This is a genomic window from Burkholderia sp. Bmkn7, assembly GCF_041103175.1.
Classification (GTDB): Bacteria; Pseudomonadota; Gammaproteobacteria; order Burkholderiales; family Burkholderiaceae; genus Burkholderia; species Burkholderia cepacia.
The window spans coordinates 739,199-759,516 of sequence record NZ_JBGCUH010000001.1 but is presented as its reverse complement, the minus strand read 5'-3'; the positions used below and the strand labels follow the sequence as shown (position 1 = coordinate 759,516).

The 20,318-nt window shown below is 70.0% G+C and carries 17 protein-coding genes; 11 read left to right on the top strand and 6 right to left on the bottom strand.

From position 1 onward, the window contains the following. The first annotated feature begins 171 nt into the window (after window positions 1-171). Both AB3K92_RS03280 and AB3K92_RS03275 read left to right on the top strand, forming a co-directional pair. Entirely contained in the window at window positions 172-516 is a 345-nt protein-coding gene (locus tag AB3K92_RS03280; protein ID WP_021158240.1) for a DUF3088 domain-containing protein, read from the top strand. Window positions 517-568: 52 nt separating this feature from the next. Further along, window positions 569-1,567, top strand: a complete 999-nt coding sequence (locus AB3K92_RS03275) for an ABC transporter substrate-binding protein (protein ID WP_048027016.1) — start codon at window positions 569-571, stop codon at window positions 1,565-1,567. Between the two features lie 83 nt (window positions 1,568-1,650). Here AB3K92_RS03275 and AB3K92_RS03270 read toward each other — a convergent pair whose 3' ends face one another. Continuing rightward, the gene (locus AB3K92_RS03270; protein ID WP_027792604.1) at window positions 1,651-1,971 is read right to left on the bottom strand and encodes a hypothetical protein; all 321 of its coding nucleotides are present in this window, start codon (window positions 1,969-1,971) and stop codon (window positions 1,651-1,653) included. Window positions 1,972-2,374: 403 nt separating this feature from the next. Here AB3K92_RS03270 and AB3K92_RS03265 point away from each other — a divergent pair, with 403 nt between their 5' ends. Beyond that, a complete protein-coding gene (locus AB3K92_RS03265; protein WP_369464432.1) occupies window positions 2,375-3,649 on the top strand; it encodes a hypothetical protein in 1,275 nt (424 codons plus the stop codon). A gap of 51 nt (window positions 3,650-3,700) precedes the next feature. On the opposite strand, the gene AB3K92_RS03260 is transcribed toward AB3K92_RS03265, so the two are convergent. The 3 genes from AB3K92_RS03260 to AB3K92_RS03250 form a co-directional block, all read right to left on the bottom strand. Further along, window positions 3,701-4,843: an FAD binding domain-containing protein gene (locus AB3K92_RS03260; RefSeq protein WP_318834393.1), complete on the bottom strand. Its 1,143-nt coding sequence runs from the start codon at window positions 4,841-4,843 to the stop codon at window positions 3,701-3,703. Between the two features lie 39 nt (window positions 4,844-4,882). Then, window positions 4,883-5,758, bottom strand: coding sequence for an alpha/beta fold hydrolase (locus AB3K92_RS03255; RefSeq protein WP_059587589.1), 876 nt, complete (start codon window positions 5,756-5,758; stop codon window positions 4,883-4,885). A 294-nt stretch (window positions 5,759-6,052) separates the two neighbouring features. Further along, entirely contained in the window at window positions 6,053-6,772 is a 720-nt protein-coding gene (locus AB3K92_RS03250; protein ID WP_021158247.1) for a TetR/AcrR family transcriptional regulator, read from the bottom strand. A 344-nt stretch (window positions 6,773-7,116) separates the two neighbouring features. On the opposite strand from AB3K92_RS03250, the gene AB3K92_RS03245 reads away from it, so the two are divergent. From AB3K92_RS03245 to AB3K92_RS03235, 3 genes are read left to right on the top strand one after another with little or no spacing between them, the layout of a single operon-like run. After that, on the top strand, window positions 7,117-7,848 hold the full coding sequence (locus AB3K92_RS03245; RefSeq protein WP_048027023.1) for a YoaK family protein: 732 nt from the start codon (window positions 7,117-7,119) through the stop codon (window positions 7,846-7,848). A 48-nt stretch (window positions 7,849-7,896) separates the two neighbouring features. After that, window positions 7,897-8,838, top strand: coding sequence for a glyoxalase (locus AB3K92_RS03240; protein WP_369464431.1), 942 nt, complete (start codon window positions 7,897-7,899; stop codon window positions 8,836-8,838). A 14-nt stretch (window positions 8,839-8,852) separates the two neighbouring features. Further along, complete coding sequence (locus tag AB3K92_RS03235; protein WP_059855991.1) at window positions 8,853-10,313, top strand: alginate export family protein; 1,461 nt, start codon at window positions 8,853-8,855, stop codon at window positions 10,311-10,313. 38 nt (window positions 10,314-10,351) lie between these two features. Here AB3K92_RS03235 and AB3K92_RS03230 read toward each other — a convergent pair whose 3' ends face one another. Continuing rightward, entirely contained in the window at window positions 10,352-11,257 is a 906-nt protein-coding gene (locus tag AB3K92_RS03230) for a LysR family transcriptional regulator (RefSeq protein WP_369464430.1), read from the bottom strand. A 120-nt stretch (window positions 11,258-11,377) separates the two neighbouring features. Here AB3K92_RS03230 and AB3K92_RS03225 point away from each other — a divergent pair, with 120 nt between their 5' ends. Both AB3K92_RS03225 and AB3K92_RS03220 read left to right on the top strand, forming a co-directional pair. Next, window positions 11,378-12,028 (top strand): DsbA family oxidoreductase, encoded by a 651-nt coding sequence (locus tag AB3K92_RS03225; RefSeq protein WP_369464429.1) that lies wholly within the window; start codon window positions 11,378-11,380, stop codon window positions 12,026-12,028. Window positions 12,029-12,193: 165 nt separating this feature from the next. Beyond that, entirely contained in the window at window positions 12,194-13,135 is a 942-nt protein-coding gene (locus AB3K92_RS03220; RefSeq protein ID WP_369464634.1) for an MBL fold metallo-hydrolase, read from the top strand. 89 nt (window positions 13,136-13,224) lie between these two features. Here AB3K92_RS03220 and AB3K92_RS03215 read toward each other — a convergent pair whose 3' ends face one another. Then, complete coding sequence (locus AB3K92_RS03215; RefSeq protein ID WP_059492759.1) at window positions 13,225-14,139, bottom strand: AraC family transcriptional regulator; 915 nt, start codon at window positions 14,137-14,139, stop codon at window positions 13,225-13,227. 411 nt (window positions 14,140-14,550) lie between these two features. Here AB3K92_RS03215 and AB3K92_RS03210 point away from each other — a divergent pair, with 411 nt between their 5' ends. The 3 genes from AB3K92_RS03210 to AB3K92_RS03200 all read left to right on the top strand — a co-directional run bounded on the left by AB3K92_RS03210 (window position 14,551) and on the right by AB3K92_RS03200 (window position 20,301). Further along, entirely contained in the window at window positions 14,551-17,457 is a 2,907-nt protein-coding gene (locus AB3K92_RS03210; RefSeq protein WP_369464428.1) for a winged helix-turn-helix domain-containing protein, read from the top strand. Window positions 17,458-17,621: 164 nt separating this feature from the next. Continuing rightward, window positions 17,622-19,523 carry an amidohydrolase gene (locus AB3K92_RS03205; RefSeq protein ID WP_369464427.1) on the top strand — a complete coding sequence of 634 codons (1,902 nt, stop codon included), beginning with the start codon at window positions 17,622-17,624 and terminating at the stop codon, window positions 19,521-19,523. Window positions 19,524-19,629: 106 nt separating this feature from the next. Beyond that, entirely contained in the window at window positions 19,630-20,301 is a 672-nt protein-coding gene (locus AB3K92_RS03200; protein WP_021158258.1) for a hypothetical protein, read from the top strand. Window positions 20,302-20,318 lie beyond the last annotated feature (17 nt).

Genomic DNA, 20,318 nt, shown 5'->3' with positions numbered 1-20,318 from the left:
ATCGATGCGCTACGCGCGCCGGCATATCGATTTCGCAAAACGTTGGTAGGGCGGTGCGACGCGCAACGGTAGAGTCGGGCATCCGGCCAGGGGCCGGCCTGCTCCGGGACCACGACGGCGCCCACGTGCGCATGCGTCCCGGCTGAACAACGAACACGGGAGCCGTTTGACATGAGTCGCGATGTACTGTTTTTGCTGGAACCGGGCTTTGCCGATCCGAAGCATCCGGGCCAGCGTTTCGTCTGTCCGCACGGACTGTCGATCGAGGGGCTGCTGGCGAGTGCGCCCGAGCAGGCCGGCCGCATCGACGTGAAGCGCGTTGGCTTCGAGCGGCCGCGCCACGCAGTGATCGAGGCGCTCGACGATGCGCACCAGGGCTTGCCGGTCCTTGTGCTCGGTCGCGACCAGCCGGCGCCGGACGACGCGCAGACGCTCGGCGACGTGCGGTTCGTCACCGACGCGCGCCGCATCCTCGAACTGCTGGCCGAGCGCCACGGGTTCCCGGTGCTGCATTGATGCAGCCGCGCGGGCTTCCGCTCAATTCGCAACCGATCGACAGGAGGATTCGATGGCGTCAACGTCGGCGGCACGCCGCCGCCTGATACTTGCCGGCGCCGCGGCCGTGGCGGCGCCGTTCGCCGCGAAGGCCGCGTTCGCCACGCCGGCCGTCAACGCCGATCTCGCCGGCACGACATTGCGCGTCGCGACCTACAAGGGCGGCTGGCGCGCGCTGCTGCAGGCGGCCGGCCTCGGCGACACACCGTACCGGATCGACTGGCGCGAACTGAACAACGGCGTGCTGCACATCGAGGCGCTCAATGCGGACGCGCTCGATATCGGTTCGGGCAGCGAAATTCCGGCCGTGTTCGCCGCGCGCCAGAAGGCCAGCGTCCGGCTCATCACCCGCGTGCGCGAAGACCTGAACAACCAGGTCACGCTCGCACGCAAGGACACGCCGATCCGCAGTATCGCGGACCTGAAGGGCAAGCGCGTCGGCTACGTGCGCGCGACGACGTCGCACTACTTCCTGTATCGCCAGCTCACGGAGGCTGGCCTCGGCTTCGACGACATCCAGCCGATCAACCTGTCGCCGGCCGACGGGTTGTCGGCCTACGATCGCGGCGACATCGACGCGTGGGCGATCTACGGCTACAACGGCCAGCTCGCGCGCAATCGCTACGGTGCGCGCGTGCTGAAGACGGGGAAGGGTTATCTGTCGGGCAATTTCCCGGTGTACGCGAACCCGCGCACGCTCGACGATGCGCGCCGTCGTGCGGCGACGGGCGATCTGCTGCTGCGGTTCCGGCGCGCGTACGCGTGGGCGAACGGGCATTTCGGCGACTACGCGCGGGTGCAGAATCAGGAGACGCGCGTGCCGGTGGCCGATCTCGTCGCGATGTTCGACCAGCGCAGCGAAGACTATGCGCTGCTGCCGGTGACGCCCGACGTGGTGGCGCAGCATCAGCAGGTCGCGGATGTGTTCGCGCGGATCGGCGTGCTGGATGGGCCGGCGAATGTCGCGCCGTTGTGGGATACGTCGTTCAACACGCTGGTGGCATCGGCGTGACGCGATGCGCCGGGAAGACTTGCTCGTGAGCCGGCGGCTTCAGGCCCGACGCAGGTTTGGTCGGGCGCGCCGGTCCGGCGGGATCAGGCGAACGTCGTCGCGACCATGATGCCGAACACGAGCCCGAGCGCGATCCCGCAGAGCCGGCCGTAGATCGACGCGCGCACGTTGTCGTCGAGCACGAACGGCGAGCGCTTGTGCTTCCACACCGTGCTGAATGCGACCGGACGGGTCAGCAGCGCAATGCAGGCGAGCAGCACCGGCGTGGCGATCAGCATCGCGATGCGCTGCCCGTTCCAGTCGACGCCGTGCATGGCGAGCGACACCAGCGCGGCGAGCGGCACCTCGACGCACAGGCCCAGCAACGAGCCGTTGACGAATGAATCTCCCGGGGTCTGGAACATGGTCGGTCGTCGCGGATGAAATCGGCGCCCCGTTCAGGCACCTGGAAAATGAAAGCCACGGCCGGAGTCCAGGGTCGGTCAACCGTGATCGGCGTCAGTCGAGATGACGGCCGGATGTTAAGGCAAATTGCCGGCCGGTTGTCGGTCATTCAAGCTATTTAACAAATGTTCGGAATCGCGACGCATTTTCAGGTCGCGCGGGAATATCGCGTCGTGGTAAAAATCGAGCATCCATTTTCTGGCGAACGGCCCCGGCGATCGGGGGCGCCGCCGAATGGATATCGCTCGCAATCGTATGACGATAACGGGTATTCGGCCGCCTTCCGATAATCGGCGTCGCGCGTAAAGGCACACCGGCAGCCGGACCGATCGGAACGACGGACTGACCACTCTCACCACACGCATGAACACGTCCGACCACAACGAGGCCGACCGCCATCAACTCGTCGCGTTCGCGATCGACGACAACACGCAGGCCTGGTACGAAATGGTCATCCCGTTCATCGTCTCGCTGCGCGCGACGGACTACCGGGGGCGCATCGGCGTCATCGGCTACGGGTTGTCCGACGAGAAGCAGCAGCGGCTGCGCGCGAACGGGATCGAGGTGTACGCGGCGGCGGGCGTCGGCGACCTTGCCTGGGACCGCTACATCTCCGCGGCCGCGATCTTCGACACCGATCCGGCGTTGCAGACGCTCGCGCTCTACGATGCCGACATCTGGTTCCCGGGGCCGCGGTTCGACATCTTCGACGTCGTGCCGCACGACGAGGCCCTTCACGTCGCGCCCGATGCGCACTTCTGCGCGTTCGTGATGATGCCGCTCATCGGCGAACGGCGCGACGCGCTGATCCACCAGTGCGTGCAGGACGTGCTCGAGCGGCTGGGGCAGCCGCTGCAGGCGGGGCTCGTGGTCGGCGGCCGCGAGCCCTGGGCGCGATTCGCGCGGTTTGTCCGCGAACAGGCCGGCAGGATCGGCCAGGATTTCGTGGCGATCTACGGGCTGGACACGACCTTCCTGCATCTGTGGGGCGGCCTCGGCCACGTGCGGCTCGTGGGCTGCGAGCAAAATTTCGTCACGAAATGGGGGCTGCACGAGCGGCACGATTTCGATGCGGTCCGTATCGTGCTCGAGCATCAGGGCAAACCGATCCGTGGCCTGCACATGACGGGCGACGTGCGCTTCCTGAACCACTGGCGCTACCTGGCGCGTCATGCCGAGCATGCGATCGCGCTCGGGCAGGCGTTCGCGCTGGCGCCCGAGGCCGGCAAGCGGGCGCAGCCGGCCGATCCCGGCCTGCTTCAGCCCGAACGCTTCGTCGCGAGCGGGTTGTCGGTGCTGGCCGCGCACGAGGACGTGCTGGCGAACGTGCCGCGTCTGGCCGCGGGGCCGTCGTTCCGCAACCCGCAGGGCCATGCACTGAATGCGTGGGCGGCGCACACGGTCGAATTCGCGGTGACGCGCGACCGGTTGGTGCTGGACATCTGGCTGTCGCATCTGAGCGGCCAGCCTGCGGCGCCAGGCTTGCAACTGGAGCACAACGGCGCGACGGTCGCGCTGCTGGCGCCGCACAAGTTCAGCGTCGCGACGCAGCAGGGCGATCGGGTGGTGCTGCGCGCGCTGACGCTGCCGGGGCAGGCGTGTCATACCGCGTGGGATATCGTCGTGCGCCACGCGTGACGGCCCGGCCCGCACGCGCGATCGACCGAAGCGGCGCGCACCGCCGGACGGTCACGCGCGCCCCATGATCCGCGTGCCGAGCGAGATGCCGAGGTTGGACAGCGACGCGTTGGTCGCGAGCTGGCGCTTTTCCCAGCCCGCCAGCGCGGCGTCGAACGCGGGGCCGTGCACGACGCCGCGCAGTGCCTCGGCGAGCCCGACCGCATTCTCCGCCGCTTTCGCGACGCCCGCGGCCGTATGCGGCCGCACGAGGCAGGCCGCGTCGCCGAGCAGCACCGCGCGGCCGAACGCCATGCGCTCGACCGAGAGATCGAGGATCGCCTGCGCGAACGGCGCCTGCGTCGCGTCGACGAGCGCGGCGAGCGTGGGCGCCAGCATCCGGCGGCCCGCGTTCACGAGTTCGAGCCGGTTGTCGTCGCGCATCGCGCCGGGCGGCAGCGAACCGTCGCGCTGCGTGCCGTCCTGCGCGAGAAACAGCGACGGCAGGCTCGCCGGCGCGAGCCGCCGGTACCAGACCCAGTTCACGCGCCGCTTGCCCGGTTCGACCGCGCCGTCGCGGCCGGGGACCAGATAGGTGAGGAACAGGTGCGCGTCGCCTTGCTGGAACGTGAAGCGGTCGCGCAGCACCTTCAGCGCCGGCTCGGGCAGCAGGTGCTCGTCGACGAGCCCGCGCCACGCGACATAACCCGCATACGCGGGCCGCGCATCGGGCAGCAGTTGCGCGCGCACGTTCGAGCGGCCGCCGTCGGCGCCGACCAGCAGGTCGGCCGGCTCGACGCGGCCGTCCGCGAAGTGCGCGATCACGCGTTCGCCGTCCTGCTCGAAGCGCTCGAACGACACGCCGCCATGCACGACGCCGGCGGGCAGCGCGCGCTTCAGCGCCGTATAGATCACGTTCCACGCGGTCTGCGTCTGCGGCATGTTCATGCGTTGCACGATCCGGTCGTGCGCGTCGAGATAGATCCGGTCGCCGGAATCGACACCCGCATCGTGCGGCACGGGCACGCCGCCGAACGCGAACGCGCGTTCGATCGGCGTTTGCAGCACGATGCCGCCGCCGCGGCTGTCGAGCTCGTTCGGCGATTGCTCGAAGACCTTGACGCGCCAGCCGGCCGCCCGCAGTGAAGTGGCGGTGAACAGCCCGCCCACCGATCCGCCGATCACGACCGCCAGCGGGCCCGAAACGTCGCTCATGCTGCCAGCCTCCCGATGGTTCGTTGCGCGCGCATCGAATCAGCCTTCCCAGTGCTGCAGGAAGTCGAGCAGCAGCGCGTTCACGCGCTCCGGCTGCTCCTCCTGCGGCAGGTGCCCGCACTGTGCGATCGGCTCGGCGCGCAGGTCCGTCGCCATGCTTTCCCACACGGATTTCATGTCGAACATCTTGCCGACCGCGTAGAAATCCTCGCCCCAGAGCGCCATCGTCGGGCACGCGATCTTGACGTCCGCGTCGACGAGATCCTGCTGCACGTCCTCGGCGTTCGCGCGGTAGTCGGCCAGCGCGCCGCGCACGGCGCCCGGGCGCCGGTACGCGCGCACGTAGGTGTCGAACGCGTCGCCGGAGATCGCGTGCGGGTTGTAGCACCAGTCGGAGAAGAAGTGGCTGAGCCACTCGGCTTCCTTGCCGGCGATCAGCGCCTCGGGCAGATCCGGCACCTGGTGGAACAGGAAGAACCAGTACGCGCGCGCCGTTTGCGCGGTCATGTTCTGCGCGACGATGCGCGTCGGCACGTTGTCCATCACGACGAGCCGGTCGACGCGCTCGGGGAAGTCCTTCGCGAAACGCGTCGCGACGCGCGCACCGCGGTCGTGCCCGACGAGCGCGATGCGGCCGATGCCGAGCGCGTCGAGCAGCCCGGCGACGTCGCGCGCCATGTTGCGCTTGTCGTAACCGGCGGCCGGCTTGTCGGTTTCGCCGTAACCGCGCAGGTCGGGCGCGATCACGCGGTAGCGCTGCGCGAGCGCGGGGATCTGGAAGCGCCACGCGAAGCTCGTCTCGGGGAAGCCGTGCAGCAGCACGACGGCAGGCCCGCTGCCGGCGTCGATGTAGTGCTGGCGGATGCCGTTCGCGGTGACGGTGTGATGGGTGATCGAAGGCATGGCGTGGGTCATGGGGCGGTCGCTGTTCGGTTCGGCCCGCGCGAAACCGGCGCGGCCGCAAATGCCTTTCGAGGATAGGCGAATCGTGCGGCGCGCCGGATAAATTGTTCTGAATTCGCGTGATTGCGCGCACGGCCGGAACCGGGCCGCCGGGTCACGGGCCGGCTGTGGCAGGCGGCTCCCAATCCCCGTGTGATTCGCTCGGCCGGTGGCGTCCGGTCGCGTGCGGGCTTGACGAAGACGCGCGAGCGTGAACATGCCGGGCGACGATTCGACCGTCGTCGTCCGGCATGCCTGCCACCGGTGTCAGCCGCGCCGGCGCCGCCGCGCGGGTGCGTCCGACGTGAGCTGCTTCAGCGCGGCGGGCGTGCCGTGCAGGAACGCGTCGATCAGCCGTTCGATCTCGGTGTCGAGATCGTCGGGCACCGGCAGGCCGTAGACCCACTTGCGCACGCCGAAATAGAAGATGCTCGCGTGCAGGCTCCAGACCAGCTCGACTTCCGCATTGCGCTGGGCCTCGGTGGTGGGCGTCGCGAGGTCGTATTCGTGCCGCAGCTCGCGCAGCACCGGCAGGAACACGCGTTCGCGCAGCCGCGACAGGTAACGCGTGTTGAACCCCTCGCGGCTGAGCCCCGCGAAGATGAACGTGCGGATCCATTCGCGCCGCAGGATGGTTTGCGCATAGTCGCGATAGAACGCGACGAGCCGCTCCTGCAGCGACACCGTGCGGTCGGCGATCAGTTTTTCCCAGTCGGGGTTCCACGTGTAGATCTCGTCGTACACGCGGTCGATCAGCGCTTCCTTGCTCGGGAAGTACCGGTACAGCAGCGGCTGGGTGACGCCGATCTGCCGCGCGAGCTCGCGCGTGCTGCCGGAAAAGCCGTGCGTCGCGAAGTGCTCGATCGCCTTCTCGACGATCTGCCGCTCGCGCGCTTCCGGCGCGAGCCGGCGGCCCGGCGTGACGGCGTTGCCGTCGGCGTCCGTCCCGCGCTCGCGGGCCGGCGTGCTGCGTTTTCTTTCGGTCATGCATCGGCTCCCGGTGGTGCGCCTGCGTTAACTATCGATCGAAAAATAGCACGATTGACAGGCCGCATGCCGTGCGCGGCGCGGCTTTCGGCGCGCTGCGGGGCCGGTGCGGGGCGCAATCCGCGTCGTGCCGGCCCGGCCCCCCGGCCACGCGAGCCCGCCGCCGATTCAGAAAAATTCAGGCGGGCGCCATGACATTAAGGTCGGCCTTCACTAGTCTGGCTTCCGAACCGCCGCACGGGCCGGATGCCAGTCGGCAGGCCGGGCCGGTCGGCGCAACCGGAGCGGAACATGCGTTATCAGATCTCGCCGGGGGCCGGCGCCACCATCCAGGAAACCCGGTCATGCCGTCGCAGCCGGTAACCGCGGGCGCCGTGCCCGACCGCGTGCGCGGCGAGGACGTGTTTCTCGCGTCGATCGCGGGATATGTCGACACGCTCGGCTTCGTCGCGCTGTTCGGCCTGTTCACCGCGCACGTCACCGGCAACTTCATCCTGATCGGCTCGGGCCTGGCCGGCGTCGGGCAAGGGCTCGCGATCAAGTGGCTCGCGTTTCCGGCCTTCATCGCGGGCATCGTCGTCGCGCGCGTGCTCGACCACCGGATGCGCCAGCTGGGCCACGGCGTGCGCGCGCGTTCGCTGTATGCGCTGCAGGCCGTGCTGCTGGCCGGGTTCATGCTGGCCGGCGTGATGGCCTCGCCGATCGCCGATGCCGACGCGCCGAGGACGATCCTGTGCGGCCTCCTCGGCGCCGCGGCGATGGGCGTCCAGAACGCGCACGCGCGGCTGACGGCCCGCTCGGTCGTCGCCAACACGGTGATGACGGGCAACGTCACGCAGGCGGTGATCGATGCATTCGACTGGCTGGTGCCGCTCGCCGCGCCGGCCGAACGCGCAGCCGCGCGCGTGCGGCTGCGGCGCACGCTGCCGCCGGTCGCGGGCTTCGCGCTCGGCGCCGGCGCGGGCGCGATGGCTTATCTGTTCGCGGCGTTCTGGGCGCTCGCGCTGCCGCTCGCGGTGCTGTGCTTCCTCGCCTATCAATCCGGTCGGCCCGACGAGCGGCCGACGTCACGCTGAATGCGCGCGCGGCATGTGGCCGCGCGTGCCACTTTCAAGGAGAACCCGATGATCGCACTGAAATTGCAACAGGCATGGCGGCTGACGGCCGCGTCGGCGGCCGTGCTCGGCGCATTGCTGGCAACCGCGCCGGCCCATGCCGACGAGACGCGCCTGCTCGACACGTCGTCCGTGAAGGTGCCGGCCGTCGCGGTCGGCCCGCAGTACGACACGACGCACGTGTGCGTCGCGCCGGAAGATTTCGACCGCTTCACCGACAGCTTCGTCGCGACGTTCGGCGGCAAGAAATCGCAGCAGGGCGTGTTCCAGGTCACGCCGACGCCGAGCCAGACGATGTCGCAGCTCGTGTTCACGCCGGCCGGCACGATCTCGGTGTTCGGCTTCAAGACGCCGATCCCTTATCCGTTCTGCCAGGAGCGCACCGGCTACCTCGTCACCGACATGGACGTCGCGATGAAATCGGCGCGTGCGCACGGCGCGGACGTGGTCGTCGACACGTTCCCCGACCCGATCGGCCGCGACGCGATCATCCGCTGGCCGGGCGGCGTGAACATGCAGCTCTACTGGCACACGCAGGCGCCGAAATACGACCCGCTGCAGACGGTGCCGGAAAACCGCGTGTACGTGTCGCCGGAAAGCGCGAGCAAGCTGGTGCACGACTTCGTCGCGTTCTCGCGCGGCAAGGTGGTGTCCGACGTGCGCAAGGCGCCGGGCATCGAGATCGGCCGGCCGAACGATACGTATCGCCGCATCCGCATCGAATCGGGTTTCGGCAAGATGACCGTGCTCGCCACCGACGGCCATCTGCCTTACCCGTTCGGCCGCGAGATGACGGGCTACGAAGTGCCGGACCTGGCCGCGACGCTGAAGCAGGCGCAGGCCGCGGGCGTGACCGTGCTGGTGCCGACGTTCACGTCGGACGGGCGCGATGCAGCGCTCGTGCAGTTCCCGGGCGGCTACGTCGCCGAAATCCACGCGCGGTCGAAGTGATGGAGCGCGGGTCGATGGGGCGGGCATGGCGGCGCGTGCTGCCGGCCGCCGTGCTGGCCGGCGGCGTCGCGGGTTATGCGGGTACGGCGGCCGGGGCCGAGGATGCCGCTTCGACAGCTTCGACAGCTTCGGCGGCCCCGGCCGCCGGCACGACGTGTACCGCGAAGCGGCCCACGGTGCTGTTCAACCGCTGGCAGGAAGACTGGTCGGTGCTCGCGAACCCGTGCGTGCCGCGCCAGCCGGGCGATGCGCTGAAGTACATCCCGCTCGGCGGCGACCCGTCGACCTACCTGTCGCTCGGCGCGAACCTGCGCGAGCGCTTCGAGCTGAACAACGCGCCGCTGTTCGGGCTCGGCGCCGCGCACGACGACAACTACGTGATCCAGCGTGCGACGGTGCATGCGGACCTGCGTTACGCCGGGCATGTCCAGGCGTTCGTCCAGTTCGTCGATGCGCGGCCGTTCGGCAAGGACACGGTGTCGCCCGTCGACAAGGATCAGCTCGATATCGAGCAGGCGTTCGTCGCGTATGTCGACCAGATCGGCGGCGGCACGTTCAAGGCGCGGATCGGCCGGCAGGAGATGGCGTACGACCTGCAGCGGTTCGTGTCGGTGCGCGACGGCCCGAACGTGCGCCAGGCGTTCGACGCGCTGTGGGCGGATTACGAAATCGGCAAGTGGCGGCTGATCGGCTATGTGACGCGCCCGGTGCAGTATCGCAACGACGCGTCGTTCGACGACGTGTCGAACCGGCACCTGCGGTTCGACGGCGTGCGTGTCGAGCGCACCAACACGGGCCCCGGCGACCTGTCGGCGTACTGGTCGCGTTATACGCGCGACAATGCGCGCTACATCGCGGGGGCCGGCACCGAGCGGCGCGACGTGTTCGACATGCGCTACGCGGGCAAGTCCAGCGGGTTCGACTGGGACGTCGAGGCGATGCTCCAGACCGGGCACATCGGCCAGGACACGATCGGCGCGTGGGCATTCGGCGCGCTGGGCGGCTACACGTTCGCGAAGACGCCGGGTACGCCGCGCGTCGGCATCCAGGTCGACGGCGCATCGGGCGACAAGCATCCCGGCGACGGACGCATGGGCACCTTCAACCCGCTGTTCCCGAACGGCTATTACTTCACGCTCGCGGGCTACACCGGCTACAGCAACCTGATTCACGTGAAGCCGTCGCTGACGTTCAAGCCGTCGAGCAGCGTGACGGTGCTGACCGCGGTCGGTTTCCAGTGGCGCGAGACGACGGCCGATGCGATCTACGGGCAGGGGATGTCGGCGGTGCCCGGCACGGCCGGCAAGGGCGGTTCGTACACGGGGATGTATGCGCAGGCCCGCGTGGACTGGCTCGTCAATCCGAACATGGCGCTGGCCGTCGAGGCCGTGCACTTCCAGATCGCCGATTCGATCCGCGCGCTCGGCGCGCGCAATGCCGACTACGTAGGCGTCGAAGCGAAGTTCGGCTGGTAGCGCGGCGCCGCGCGTCGCGCGGCACGCCGCCGGACGGCTCAATGCGGCGCGCGCACCAGCGTTTCGACGAAATCGATGAACGCGGTCACGCGTTTCGAGCCGCGCTGCGTCGGCAGATAGAGCGCGGTGACGACCGAGCGGGCCGTGCCGGGCGTCACGTCGTATTGCTCGAAGAGGCGGCGCAGGCGGCCCGACTGGACGTCGGCCTCGACCAGCCAGTCGGGCAGCAGCGCGATGCCGGCGCCGTCGAGCGCCGCATCGCGAAGCACTTCGCTGTGGTTCGATTTCAGGCGCCCGGCAACGCGCACCTGCGCCGTGCCGTGCGCGTCGACGAACGACCACGCCTGCTGGTCGCCGCCGAAGTGAAAGCGCAGGCACGCGTGATCGACGAGGTCGCCCGGCGCGGCCGGTGTGCCGTGCGCGGCGAGGTAGTCGTGGCTCGCGACGACATAGCGCTGGAACGTGCCGAGCGTTCGCGCGACGACTTCGGCGGACGGCGCCGCTTCGCCGAGCCGGATCGCGACGTCGATGCGGCTCGCGACGAGATCGACGCGTTCGTCGGTGAGCTGCAGGTCGAGGTCGAGCTTCGGATGGCGCGCGAGGAACGCCGCGACGTGCGGCGCGATGCGGCGCACGCCGTACGCGACCGGCACCGACACGCGCAGCGGCCCGGACGGCTCGTCGCCGCGATCGGACACCAGCGCGTCGGCTTCCGCGAGTTCCTCGAGCAGCTGCTTCGCGCGCGCGTAGTACATGGCGCCCGCATCGGACAGCGTGACCTGGCGCGTCGTGCGGTTCAGCAGCACGGTGCCGAGCGACGCCTCGAGCGCATCCACCGCGCGTACCACCGACGATGCCGCGAGGTCGAGGCGGCGCCCCGCGCTCGAGAAGCCGCCGGCTTCCGCTACTTCGACGAACGCGCGCAGCGCGGAGAATTTGTCCATGTCGTGCTCTTCGAGTCTTCGTGCCTTTGTGCAGGCCGCAACGATGCATTGCGTGCCGTTCGCATTCTAACGTCGCCGCGCAAGCGTTATCTTCCGGACTGCAATGTACAGGAGATGACGATGAAACCCGTCGAAGTAACCGTGACCTACGACCTGATCTGCCCGTGGTGCTGGATCGCGGAGCACCGGCTCGCGGAGGCGATCGAGGCAGCCGGCCTGGCCGGCGCCGTGAACGTGCGGTTCGTGCCGTTCGAGCTGAACCCGACGATGCCGGCCGGCGGCATCGACCGCAAGGCGTACCGGAGCGCGAAGTTCGGCAGCTGGGCGCGTTCGCAGGCGCTCGATGCGCACGTGGCCGACGCCGGCCGCGCAGCGGGCCTCGTGTTCGACCACGCACGGATCGCGCGCACGCCGAACACGCGGCTCGCGCACCGGCTCGTCTGGTTCGCGCAGCAGCGCGGCAGCGCGGTCGCGCTCGTCGATGCACTGTTTGCCGCGTATTTCCGCGACGGCCGCGATATCGGCGATACGGACGTGCTGGTCGAGGTCGCGGCCGGCGCCGGCCTGGTTGGCGACGCGGTGCGTGCCTTCCTCGCATCCGGCGAAGGGCTCGACGCGGTGGTCGCGCTCGAGGAGGCGGCGGTGCGCGACGGCATCGCGTCGGTGCCGTCGACGCGCATCGGTACGACGGTCGTCAGCGGCGCGCAGCCGGCCGACGTGTTTCGCGCTGCATTGCTCGACGCGCAGCGCGCGCGGGATCGGGCCGCGTAAGCCGCGCCGGCTTTCAGAACGATTCATGTCGTGCTCAGGATTATTGCGAAACCGGCCGGTAAGCTCGGTGTCGCGCGCCTGACCGGCCGGGCCGGCAGCGCGCGCGATATCTCGATACGCAACCGGGGAGCGGACATGAGGAACCTGAACTGGCGTACCGGCGGCATGCTGGTCATCGCATGGTGCTTCGGCATCCTCGCATCGGCCGCGTGTGCCGCCGAACCGGGCGGTGCGGATCAGGCGCCCGGCTTCTATCGGCAGCAGCTCGGCAGCCTGCGGATCGTCGCGCTGTCCGACGGCACGCATCCGTTTCCGGTCGATACGGTGTTCCGCGACATCTCGAAGGACGACATCCGGCGCGATCTCGACCGCGCGTTTCTCGAGCCGCCCGTGCAGGGCTCGATCAACGCGTTCCTGGTCGATACCGGCACGAAGCGGATCCTCGTCGATTCGGGGGCCGGCGTGCTGTACGGCGATTGCTGCGGCAAGCTGCTCGCGAACCTGCGTGCGGCCGGTTATGCGCCGGAGCAGATCGACGAGGTGCTGCTCACCCACCTGCACAAGGATCATGTCGGCGGCATCGTGACGAACGGCAGGATGACCTTTCCGAACGCGGTGGTGCGCGTGAACGAGATCGAAGCGAACTACTGGCTCGATCCGGACAACAAGGCACAGGCGCCGGCGTTCCTCGCGTCGTTCTTCGATGCGGCTGCCGCGTCGGTCGCGCCGTACGTGGCGGCGGGCCGCTTCAGGACGTTTCGCGGCGAAGCGACGCTCGCGCCCGGCATTCGCGCTGTGCCGATGCCGGGCCATACGCCGGGCCATACCGCATACCTGATCGAGAGCGGCGACGCCGGGCTGCTCGCGTGGGGCGACATCGTGCACGTCGCGGCGATCCAGCTGCAGGACCCGGACGCGACGGTCCAGTACGACAGCGATGCGGACGCGGCGCGCCGCACCCGGCGCGATACGCTGAAGCGTGTCGCGGACCAGCGTTACCTCGTCGGCGCCGCGCACATCGCGTTTCCCGGGCTCGGGCATTTGCGAAGGGACGGGGAGCAGTACGACTGGGTGCCGGTCAATTACGACGCGACGCCGCTGCGGTGAGCGACGGGCGATGCGGGCCGTGATGTGCCGTGATGTGCCGTGATGTGCCGCGATGCGCGCGTAGCGGTGGCGCGCGGCGCGCGGCCGCGTCAGCGCGTCAGTTCGCGCCGCCAGGCGCCGGGCGGATGGCCGACGATGCGCGCGAACACGCGGTTCAGGTGGCTCTGGTCAGCGAAGCCGCAGGCTGCCGCGATTTCCGCGAGCGACATGTCGGTCGTCTCGATCAGTTGCCGCGCGCGGATCACGCGCTGTTCGAGCAGCCATTGATGCGGCGTGCGCCCCGTCGTGCGCGAGAACGCACGAATGAAATAGCCGCGCGACAGATCGCATTCGCGCGCGACTTCCTCGATCGACACGCCGAGATCGGCCTTCTCCATCAGCAGCTCTTTCGCGAGCGCCGTCTTCGCCGGCGACAGCAGGCCCTTGTGCCGCAGGTCGCGCGCGTCCGCGTTGCCGTACTGGCGCGCGAGATGCGCGCCGATCGCGAGCCCCATCTGCTCGACGAACAGCGCGTTCAGCACGCCGGGCTCGTCGAGGCTGTCGGCCACCGCGTGCGCGAGATGGCCCAGCACCTCGTCCTGTACGTCCGGCGCGCAGGTCAGGCCGCCGATTTCGGTGCCGTCGTGCTCGCGGCCGAGGCCGTCGAGATACGCGTGCGACAGCTCGACCAGCAGGAAGTCGAACTTGCCGTACAGGTCGGCCCGAAAATTCCGGGAGAAGTCGCGAATGTAGATCGAGTTGTGCTGGAACCGCCGCTCGGAGCGGGATTGGCCGGTGCCGCCGTAGATCGTGCGCCGATGCCCGTCGTTGAGCGACACGCCGATCAGGAAGCCGCGATCGCTGGCCGACATCTCGATGCGCTCGAAGTGCTCGTCGCGCATGCATTTGCGATGGAGCGTGAGCCCGCCGACCGAGCGTTCGATGTCCTTGGACAGCAGGCTCGACAGGCAGCCGAGCGTGTCTTTCGGCCGTGCGGCCGGGGGCGCGGCGAGGGAATCTGGCATGGCGGAACAATCCTTCGTTGGGGGGCGGCGCGCGAACATATTTACGCGAAGTTTAAACGGTGCACTCACCCGGCCCAAGTTAACTTGAATAAATGTCCACTTGCTGACGAAATGCTTGCCAGCGGCCCGACCCGCACCGCGCGGGCCTCGACGGGCACGCGAGCGCGCCGCCATGGCCAACGCGGGGCCGATGTCACCCCATTTTCATTCGGCGCGGCACCCGCCCGCGGGCGCGCCGGTGGGCGGGAGGCCAGCGCATTTTCCTTCAAGATTTTTGTTAATTCGGTGTTTACACTCAGTCCACATTTTGAGACTTTGCGCCCGGCCGGCAGCGCTGCACGGGTGTGCATTCCCGCCCTGGTGAACGGCCGTGTTCACACGGCGGTCATCGTGGGGAACCTGGAGGCGGCCATGATCCAGATCGGGACGTTGTCGGTGGATTTCGAGCAGCGGGACATTCGCCACCACGGCGCGTCGCTGCGTATCGGCGCACGCGCGCTTGACATACTTGAAGTGCTGCATCGTGCCAACGGTTCCGTCGTGTCGAAGGACGACATCATGGATGCCGTGTGGCCGGGCCTGATCGTCGAGGAAAACCGGCTGCAGGTTCACGTCGCGTCGCTGCGCAAGGCGCTGGGCGCGGACCGCGACCTGATCAAGACGGTGCCGGGCCGCGGTTACCTGCTGATCGCGCCGCCCGCCGTCGCGCCCGAGCCCGCGCCGCGCGCAGCCGCGTTGCCGGCCGACCCCGTCGCGGCGGCCCGCCCGGTTTCGCTCGTCGGGCGTCAGGCGGAGATCGGGCAGATCGTCGACATGATCGAGCGCGCACCGGTCGTCACGCTCGTCGGGGCGGGCGGCATCGGCAAGACGAGCCTGGCCGGCCGCGTCGCCCACGAGCTGCGCGAGCGCTCCGGCGAACGCGTGCTGTTCGTCGCGCTCGCGAGCGCCGCGACGCGCGACGACGTGCTGCTCGCGATCGCCGCGGAACTCGGCCTCGAGACCGTCGGCGTGCCGGGCATCGCCCCGATCGCCGGCGCGTTCGCCGCGTCGCCGGCCCTGCTCGTGCTCGACAACGCGGAACACGTCGTCGATCTGGTGGCCGATCTCGTCGATACGCTGACGTCGCGCGCGCCGTCGCTGCGCGTGCTCGCGACGAGCCGCGAACCCCTGCATATCTCGGCCGAAGCCGTGTTTCGCGTGAGCCCGCTGGCGGTGCCGGACAGCGACGCGCCGCTCGACGAGATCGTGCGTCATTCGGCCGTCGAGCTGTTCCTCGCGCGGATCCGTGCCGCCACGCCCGACTGCGCGGTCGATGCGGCCGGCATCCGGCTGATCGGCGACATCTGCCGGCGCCTGGACGGGCTGCCGCTCGCGATCGAGCTGGCTGCCGCGCGCGTCGCGACGCTCGGGCTCGAGGCCGTCGCCGCGCGTCTGGACGACCGGCTGAACCTGCTGACCGGCGGGCTGCGCTCGGCGCTGCCGCGCCACCAGACGTTGCGGGCGACGTTCGACTGGAGCTACGTGCTGCTGGATGCGGCCGCGCGCGCGCTGTTTCGCCGCATGGCGTGCTTCATCGGGCCGTTCACGTTCGATGCCGCGCGCGAGGTCGCGATGGATCCCGGGATGTCGGCCGCCGAGACGATCGCTGTGCTCGGCGAACTGGTCGCGAAGTCGCTGGTGACCGTCGAGTTCCACGGCGCGCACGCGCGTTACCGGTTGACGGAATCGACGCGCGCGTACGCGCTCGAAAAACTGCGCAACGAAGGCGAATTCGACCTCGTCGCCGAGCGTCATGCGTGCTACGAACGCGAGCACGGGGAGGCGCGGATGCAGGCGCTGGCGCCGGCCGCGGATCTCGCGAGCCCGCGTGTCGCCGCGGACGCGCCGGCGCCGGCGCCGCACGAGCCCGTCGCGGTCGAGCCGCGCGGGCACGAAGCGGACGCACTGGCGCTCGCGTTGCTGGAACCGGCGCGGATGCGCGAATGCGCGCAACCGGCGCGGCGGGCGCTCGACGCGATCGAGGCCGGCGGAACCGGTGATGCCGGCAGCATCGACGCGGCACGCGAGCTGCGCTTGCGCGCGGCCTACGCGACGGCGCTGCTGCATACCGACGGCGATACGCACGCGGCGGCCGCGATGTGGGACCGGACGCTCGTGCTCGCGGGCCGGATCGGCGACGAGGCGTTCGACGCGTGCGCGCTGGTCGGGCTGTGGAACACGATGCTGACGCGCTCCGACATCCACGAATCGCTGCGCTACGCGACGCGTTTCGAGCGCGCGGCCGAACGGCGCGGCGACCGGCCGCAGCGGCTGCTGGCGAACGCGATGGTCGCAACGTCGCTGCATTACTTCGGCGAACACGCGCAGGCCCGCGAGCGGCTGGAGGCCGCGACCGCCGGGCTGGACGTGGCCGGTGAGCCGTCCTGCGCGGAAGCCGCGCTCGGGGTCGACGTCGCGACGCTCGGCCGCACGATGCTGATGCGGCTCGTCTGGATGCAGGGCGATCCGGAATACGCGATGCGGCTGGCCGCGCAGGCGGTCGAATCCGCGCGCCGCACCGGGTCGGGGCTGGCGCTGTGCGTCGTGCTCGGCGCCGCGGCCGTGCCGATCGCGCTGCGCTACGGCGATCACGACGTGATTTCCGACTATCTCGGCACGCTGCGCTCGACCGCGGAGGCGAACGGGTTCGACATCTGGCTCAGCCATGCGGAAGGCCTCGCCGGGCAGTTCGACATGCAGGCCGGGCATCCCGGCGCCGGTCTCGCGCGCCTGGAACCCGCGCTGCGGCGCATCGAGGCGAGCGGGTTCCGGCGCCTGCTCGCGCCGCTGGTCGTCGCGTATGCGGAAGGGCTGACGCGCACCGGCCGCGCGGCCGAGGCATGCGCGAAACTCGACGCGACGCTCGCGCGCTGCCGCGCGCACGGCGAGCATCTGTTCGTGCCGGAACTGCTGCGCGTCCGGGGGCTCGCGATGCTCGAGCAGGCCCGTACCGCGGAGCCGGATGCCGCGCTCGCGTACGAAGTCGAAGGGCACCGGCATCTGCTGACCGGGATCCATACCGCGAACGGGCAAGGCGCCGCGATGTGGGCGCTGCGCGGCACGCTCGATCTCGCCGATCACCTGATCGAGCGCGGGCGGACCGGCCAGGCGTCGTCGCTGGTGGCGAACCTGTCGGGGCATTTCGATCCGCAATCGCGCGCGTTCGACGTGCGCCGGCTCGCGCGCCTGCAGAACTTCGTGCGCCCGGAGCCGGCACTGCCGGCGGGCCGGCCGCGCATGCGGCACGAGGCGGCGGATGCGATGCAGCAGGTGGCGTAACGGCATGCCCGGTTCGCGCAGGACGACACCGCGCCATCGCGCCGCGGCCCGTCGGTCCGATCGTTCAATGTTCAAGGGGGAGTGGATGGTCCGTGTATCGTCGAACCGGAGGCAGGCGGCATGCGGCCGCGTGCCGGCTCACGGCGCAAGCGGAGGGCCTGACGGTGCTTAGGGCGACGGCATCCGCCGCGGCGGCGGACCTCATCGTATGCAATGGCAAGATCGCGACGCAGGACGACCGGCAGTCGTTCGTGACCGCGCTCGCCGTGAAGGACGGCCGGATTCTCGCAACGGGCAGCGGGCACGACGTGATGTGCCATGCGCATGCCGGCACGCAGTGCATCGACCTGAACGGCCGCACCGTGATCCCGGGGCTGAACGATTCGCACCTGCACATGATCCGCGGCGGCCTGAACTTCAACCTGGAACTGCGCTGGGACGGCGTGCCGACGCTGGCCGACGCGCTCGCGATGCTGCGTCGCCAGGTGCTGCGCACGCCCGCGCCGCACTGGGTGCGCGTGGTCGGCGGCTGGACCGAATTCCAGTTCGCCGAAAAGCGCGGGCCGACGGCGGCCGAACTGAACGCGATCGCGCCCGACACGCCGGTCTTCATCATGCACCTGGGCGACAGCGCGCTGCTGAACGCGGCCGCGCTGCGCGCGATCGGCTACGGCCGCGACACGTCGAACCCGCCCGGCGGCGAGATCCAGCGCGATCGCCTCGGCCGGCCGACCGGCCTGCTGATCGCGCGCCCGGACATGGCCGTGCTGCACGAGGCGCTCGAACGGGCCCCGAAGCTCGGCCACGACGACCAGATGAATTCGATGCGGCATTTCATGCGCGAGCTGAACCGGCTCGGCGTGACGAGCGCGATCGACGCGGGCGGCGATTTCCAGGCCTTCCCGGACGACTACGGCGCGATCCTGGCACTCGCGCGGCGCGGCGAAATGACCGTGCGCGTCGCGTACAGCCTGTTCGTGCAGCATGCGGGGCGGGAGCTCGACGACTACGCGCGCTGGGTGACGCTCGCGAAACCCGGCGACGGCGACGCGTTCCTGCGGATGAACGGCGCCGGCGAGCTGCTGGTGTATTCGGCCGCCGATTTCGGCAATTTTCTCGAACCGCGCCCCGATCTGCCGGCGGCGCTGGAGGCCGAACTGGCCGCGGTGGTGCGGCTGCTGGTGCGGCACCGCTGGCCGTTCCGGCTGCATGCGACCTACGACGAATCGATCGGCCGCTTCCTGAACGTGCTCGAAGCCGTGAACCGCGAGACGCCGTTCGACGGCCTGCGCTGGTTCTTCGATCACTGCGAGACGATCACGGATGCGAACATCGCGCGCATCGCCGCGCTCGGCGGCGGCGTGACGGTCCAGCACCGGATGGCGTTCCAGGGCGAGTACTTCATCGCGCGTTACGGCGCGCAAGCCGCGATGCGCACGCCGCCGATCCGCGCGATGCTGGCGGCCGGGCTGCCGGTCGGCGCGGGCACCGATGCAACGCGCATCGCAAGCTACAACCCGTTCGTGTCGCTCTACTGGATGGTGTCGGGGCGCACGGTCGGCGGCACGGCGCTGTATCCGGAACGCAACCGGCTCGGCCGCATGGAAGCGCTGCGCTGCTATACGGTCGGCAGCGCATGGTTTTCCGGCGAGGACGACTGCAAGGGCGCGCTGGTGCCCGGCCACTACGCCGATTTCGCGGTGCTGACGGACGACTACTTCACGATCGACGAGGCGCGGATCACGTCGCTGTCGTCGGTGCTGACGGTCGTCGGCGGCAGGATCGTGCATGCGGACGACGAGTTCGCGTCGCTCGCACCGCCGCCGCCGGCGGTCAGCCCCGCGTGGTCGCCGGTCGCCGAATTCGGCGGTGCCGGCCGGCGTCGTTCGGCCGAGTCGGCTTCGCTGCGTGCCGCGGCCGGTGCAGCCGGTGCAGCCGGTGCGGGCCCGCTGGCGGCCAGTGCCGCGCGGGGGTTCGGGCGCGCGTTCGTGCAGCGCCTGCATGCGGCCGCGATGGAAACCGCCGAGCAGTGCGAAGCATCGGGTTACCCCGGTTTCGCGTACTAGGCCGACGCCGTACCGGCCGCCAGTGTGCCCGCGCCGGCTGCGTCGGCGCGTGCCGCGCGAGGCATGGACAATTTTCCGCCCCCGGCGAGGGGCAGAAGGAGACGAGATGAGTTCTGCGCACACGTGCGCGTCGGCCGACGATGAAGTCGCCGGTGTCCGCATTCCGCGGACGCCGATGGCGATCGAAGCGGCCGAAGCAGCCCGCGCGTCGCTGCCGCGGGCGATCACCGGGCATGCGAGCCGGGTGTTCGTGCTCGCGTCGCTGGCCGCGCAGCGTGCCGGCGAGACCTGCGATGCCGATGCGCTGTATGTGGCCGCGATGTACGCGAACATGGGACTGAGCACCGCGTATGGCCGCTCGGCCGCGCGCTACGAGCTCGACAGCGCCGATGCCGCCGATACGTTCCTGCTGCGCCACCAGACGTCGCAGCGCCTGCGCGACGACGTGTGGCACGCGATCGCGCTGCATACGACGCCCGGCGTCGCCGCGCGCGTGTCGCCGCTCGCGCGCGTGCTGGCGGCCGCCGTCTCGACCGACCTGATGGCCACCGATTTCGACGCGTATTCGGCCGACGAGCGGCGCGCGCTGCTCGCCGCCTACCCGCGCGGCGAAGGCTTCGGCGACGCGTTCCTCGATGCGGTCGCACGCGGCGTCGCGCACCGGCCGGCGTCGACGTTCGGCACGTGGAGCGCCGACGTGCTCGAACGCGCCGATCCGGATTTCCACCGGCTGAATTTCTGCGGGCGCGTGCTCGGCGCACGCTGGCAGGACGCCTGACGGGGTCCCGCGGGTTC

Bases quoted from the DNA above. Each gene is read 5' to 3' on its own strand.
- AB3K92_RS03270 (WP_027792604.1), bottom strand. From the start codon at position 1,971: ATGTTCCAGACCCCGGGAGATTCATTCGTCAACGGCTCGTTGCTGGGC.
- AB3K92_RS03250 (WP_021158247.1), bottom strand. From the start codon at position 6,772: ATGACCGAAAGAAAACGCAGCACGCCGGCCCGCGAGCGCGGGACGGAC.
- AB3K92_RS03230 (WP_369464430.1), bottom strand. From the start codon at position 11,257: ATGGACAAATTCTCCGCGCTGCGCGCGTTCGTCGAAGTAGCGGAAGCC.
- AB3K92_RS03210 (WP_369464428.1), top strand. From the start codon at position 14,551: ATGATCCAGATCGGGACGTTGTCGGTGGATTTCGAGCAGCGGGACATT.
- AB3K92_RS03220 (WP_369464634.1), top strand. From the start codon at position 12,194: ATGCTGGTCATCGCATGGTGCTTCGGCATCCTCGCATCGGCCGCGTGT.
- AB3K92_RS03245 (WP_048027023.1), top strand. From the start codon at position 7,117: ATGCCGTCGCAGCCGGTAACCGCGGGCGCCGTGCCCGACCGCGTGCGC.
- AB3K92_RS03255 (WP_059587589.1), bottom strand. From the start codon at position 5,758: ATGACCCACGCCATGCCTTCGATCACCCATCACACCGTCACCGCGAAC.
- AB3K92_RS03240 (WP_369464431.1), top strand. From the start codon at position 7,897: ATGATCGCACTGAAATTGCAACAGGCATGGCGGCTGACGGCCGCGTCG.
- AB3K92_RS03280 (WP_021158240.1), top strand. From the start codon at position 172: ATGAGTCGCGATGTACTGTTTTTGCTGGAACCGGGCTTTGCCGATCCG.
- AB3K92_RS03260 (WP_318834393.1), bottom strand. From the start codon at position 4,843: ATGAGCGACGTTTCGGGCCCGCTGGCGGTCGTGATCGGCGGATCGGTG.
- AB3K92_RS03225 (WP_369464429.1), top strand. From the start codon at position 11,378: ATGAAACCCGTCGAAGTAACCGTGACCTACGACCTGATCTGCCCGTGG.
- AB3K92_RS03275 (WP_048027016.1), top strand. From the start codon at position 569: ATGGCGTCAACGTCGGCGGCACGCCGCCGCCTGATACTTGCCGGCGCC.
- AB3K92_RS03200 (WP_021158258.1), top strand. From the start codon at position 19,630: ATGAGTTCTGCGCACACGTGCGCGTCGGCCGACGATGAAGTCGCCGGT.
- AB3K92_RS03215 (WP_059492759.1), bottom strand. From the start codon at position 14,139: ATGCCAGATTCCCTCGCCGCGCCCCCGGCCGCACGGCCGAAAGACACG.
- AB3K92_RS03235 (WP_059855991.1), top strand. From the start codon at position 8,853: ATGGGGCGGGCATGGCGGCGCGTGCTGCCGGCCGCCGTGCTGGCCGGC.
- AB3K92_RS03265 (WP_369464432.1), top strand. From the start codon at position 2,375: ATGAACACGTCCGACCACAACGAGGCCGACCGCCATCAACTCGTCGCG.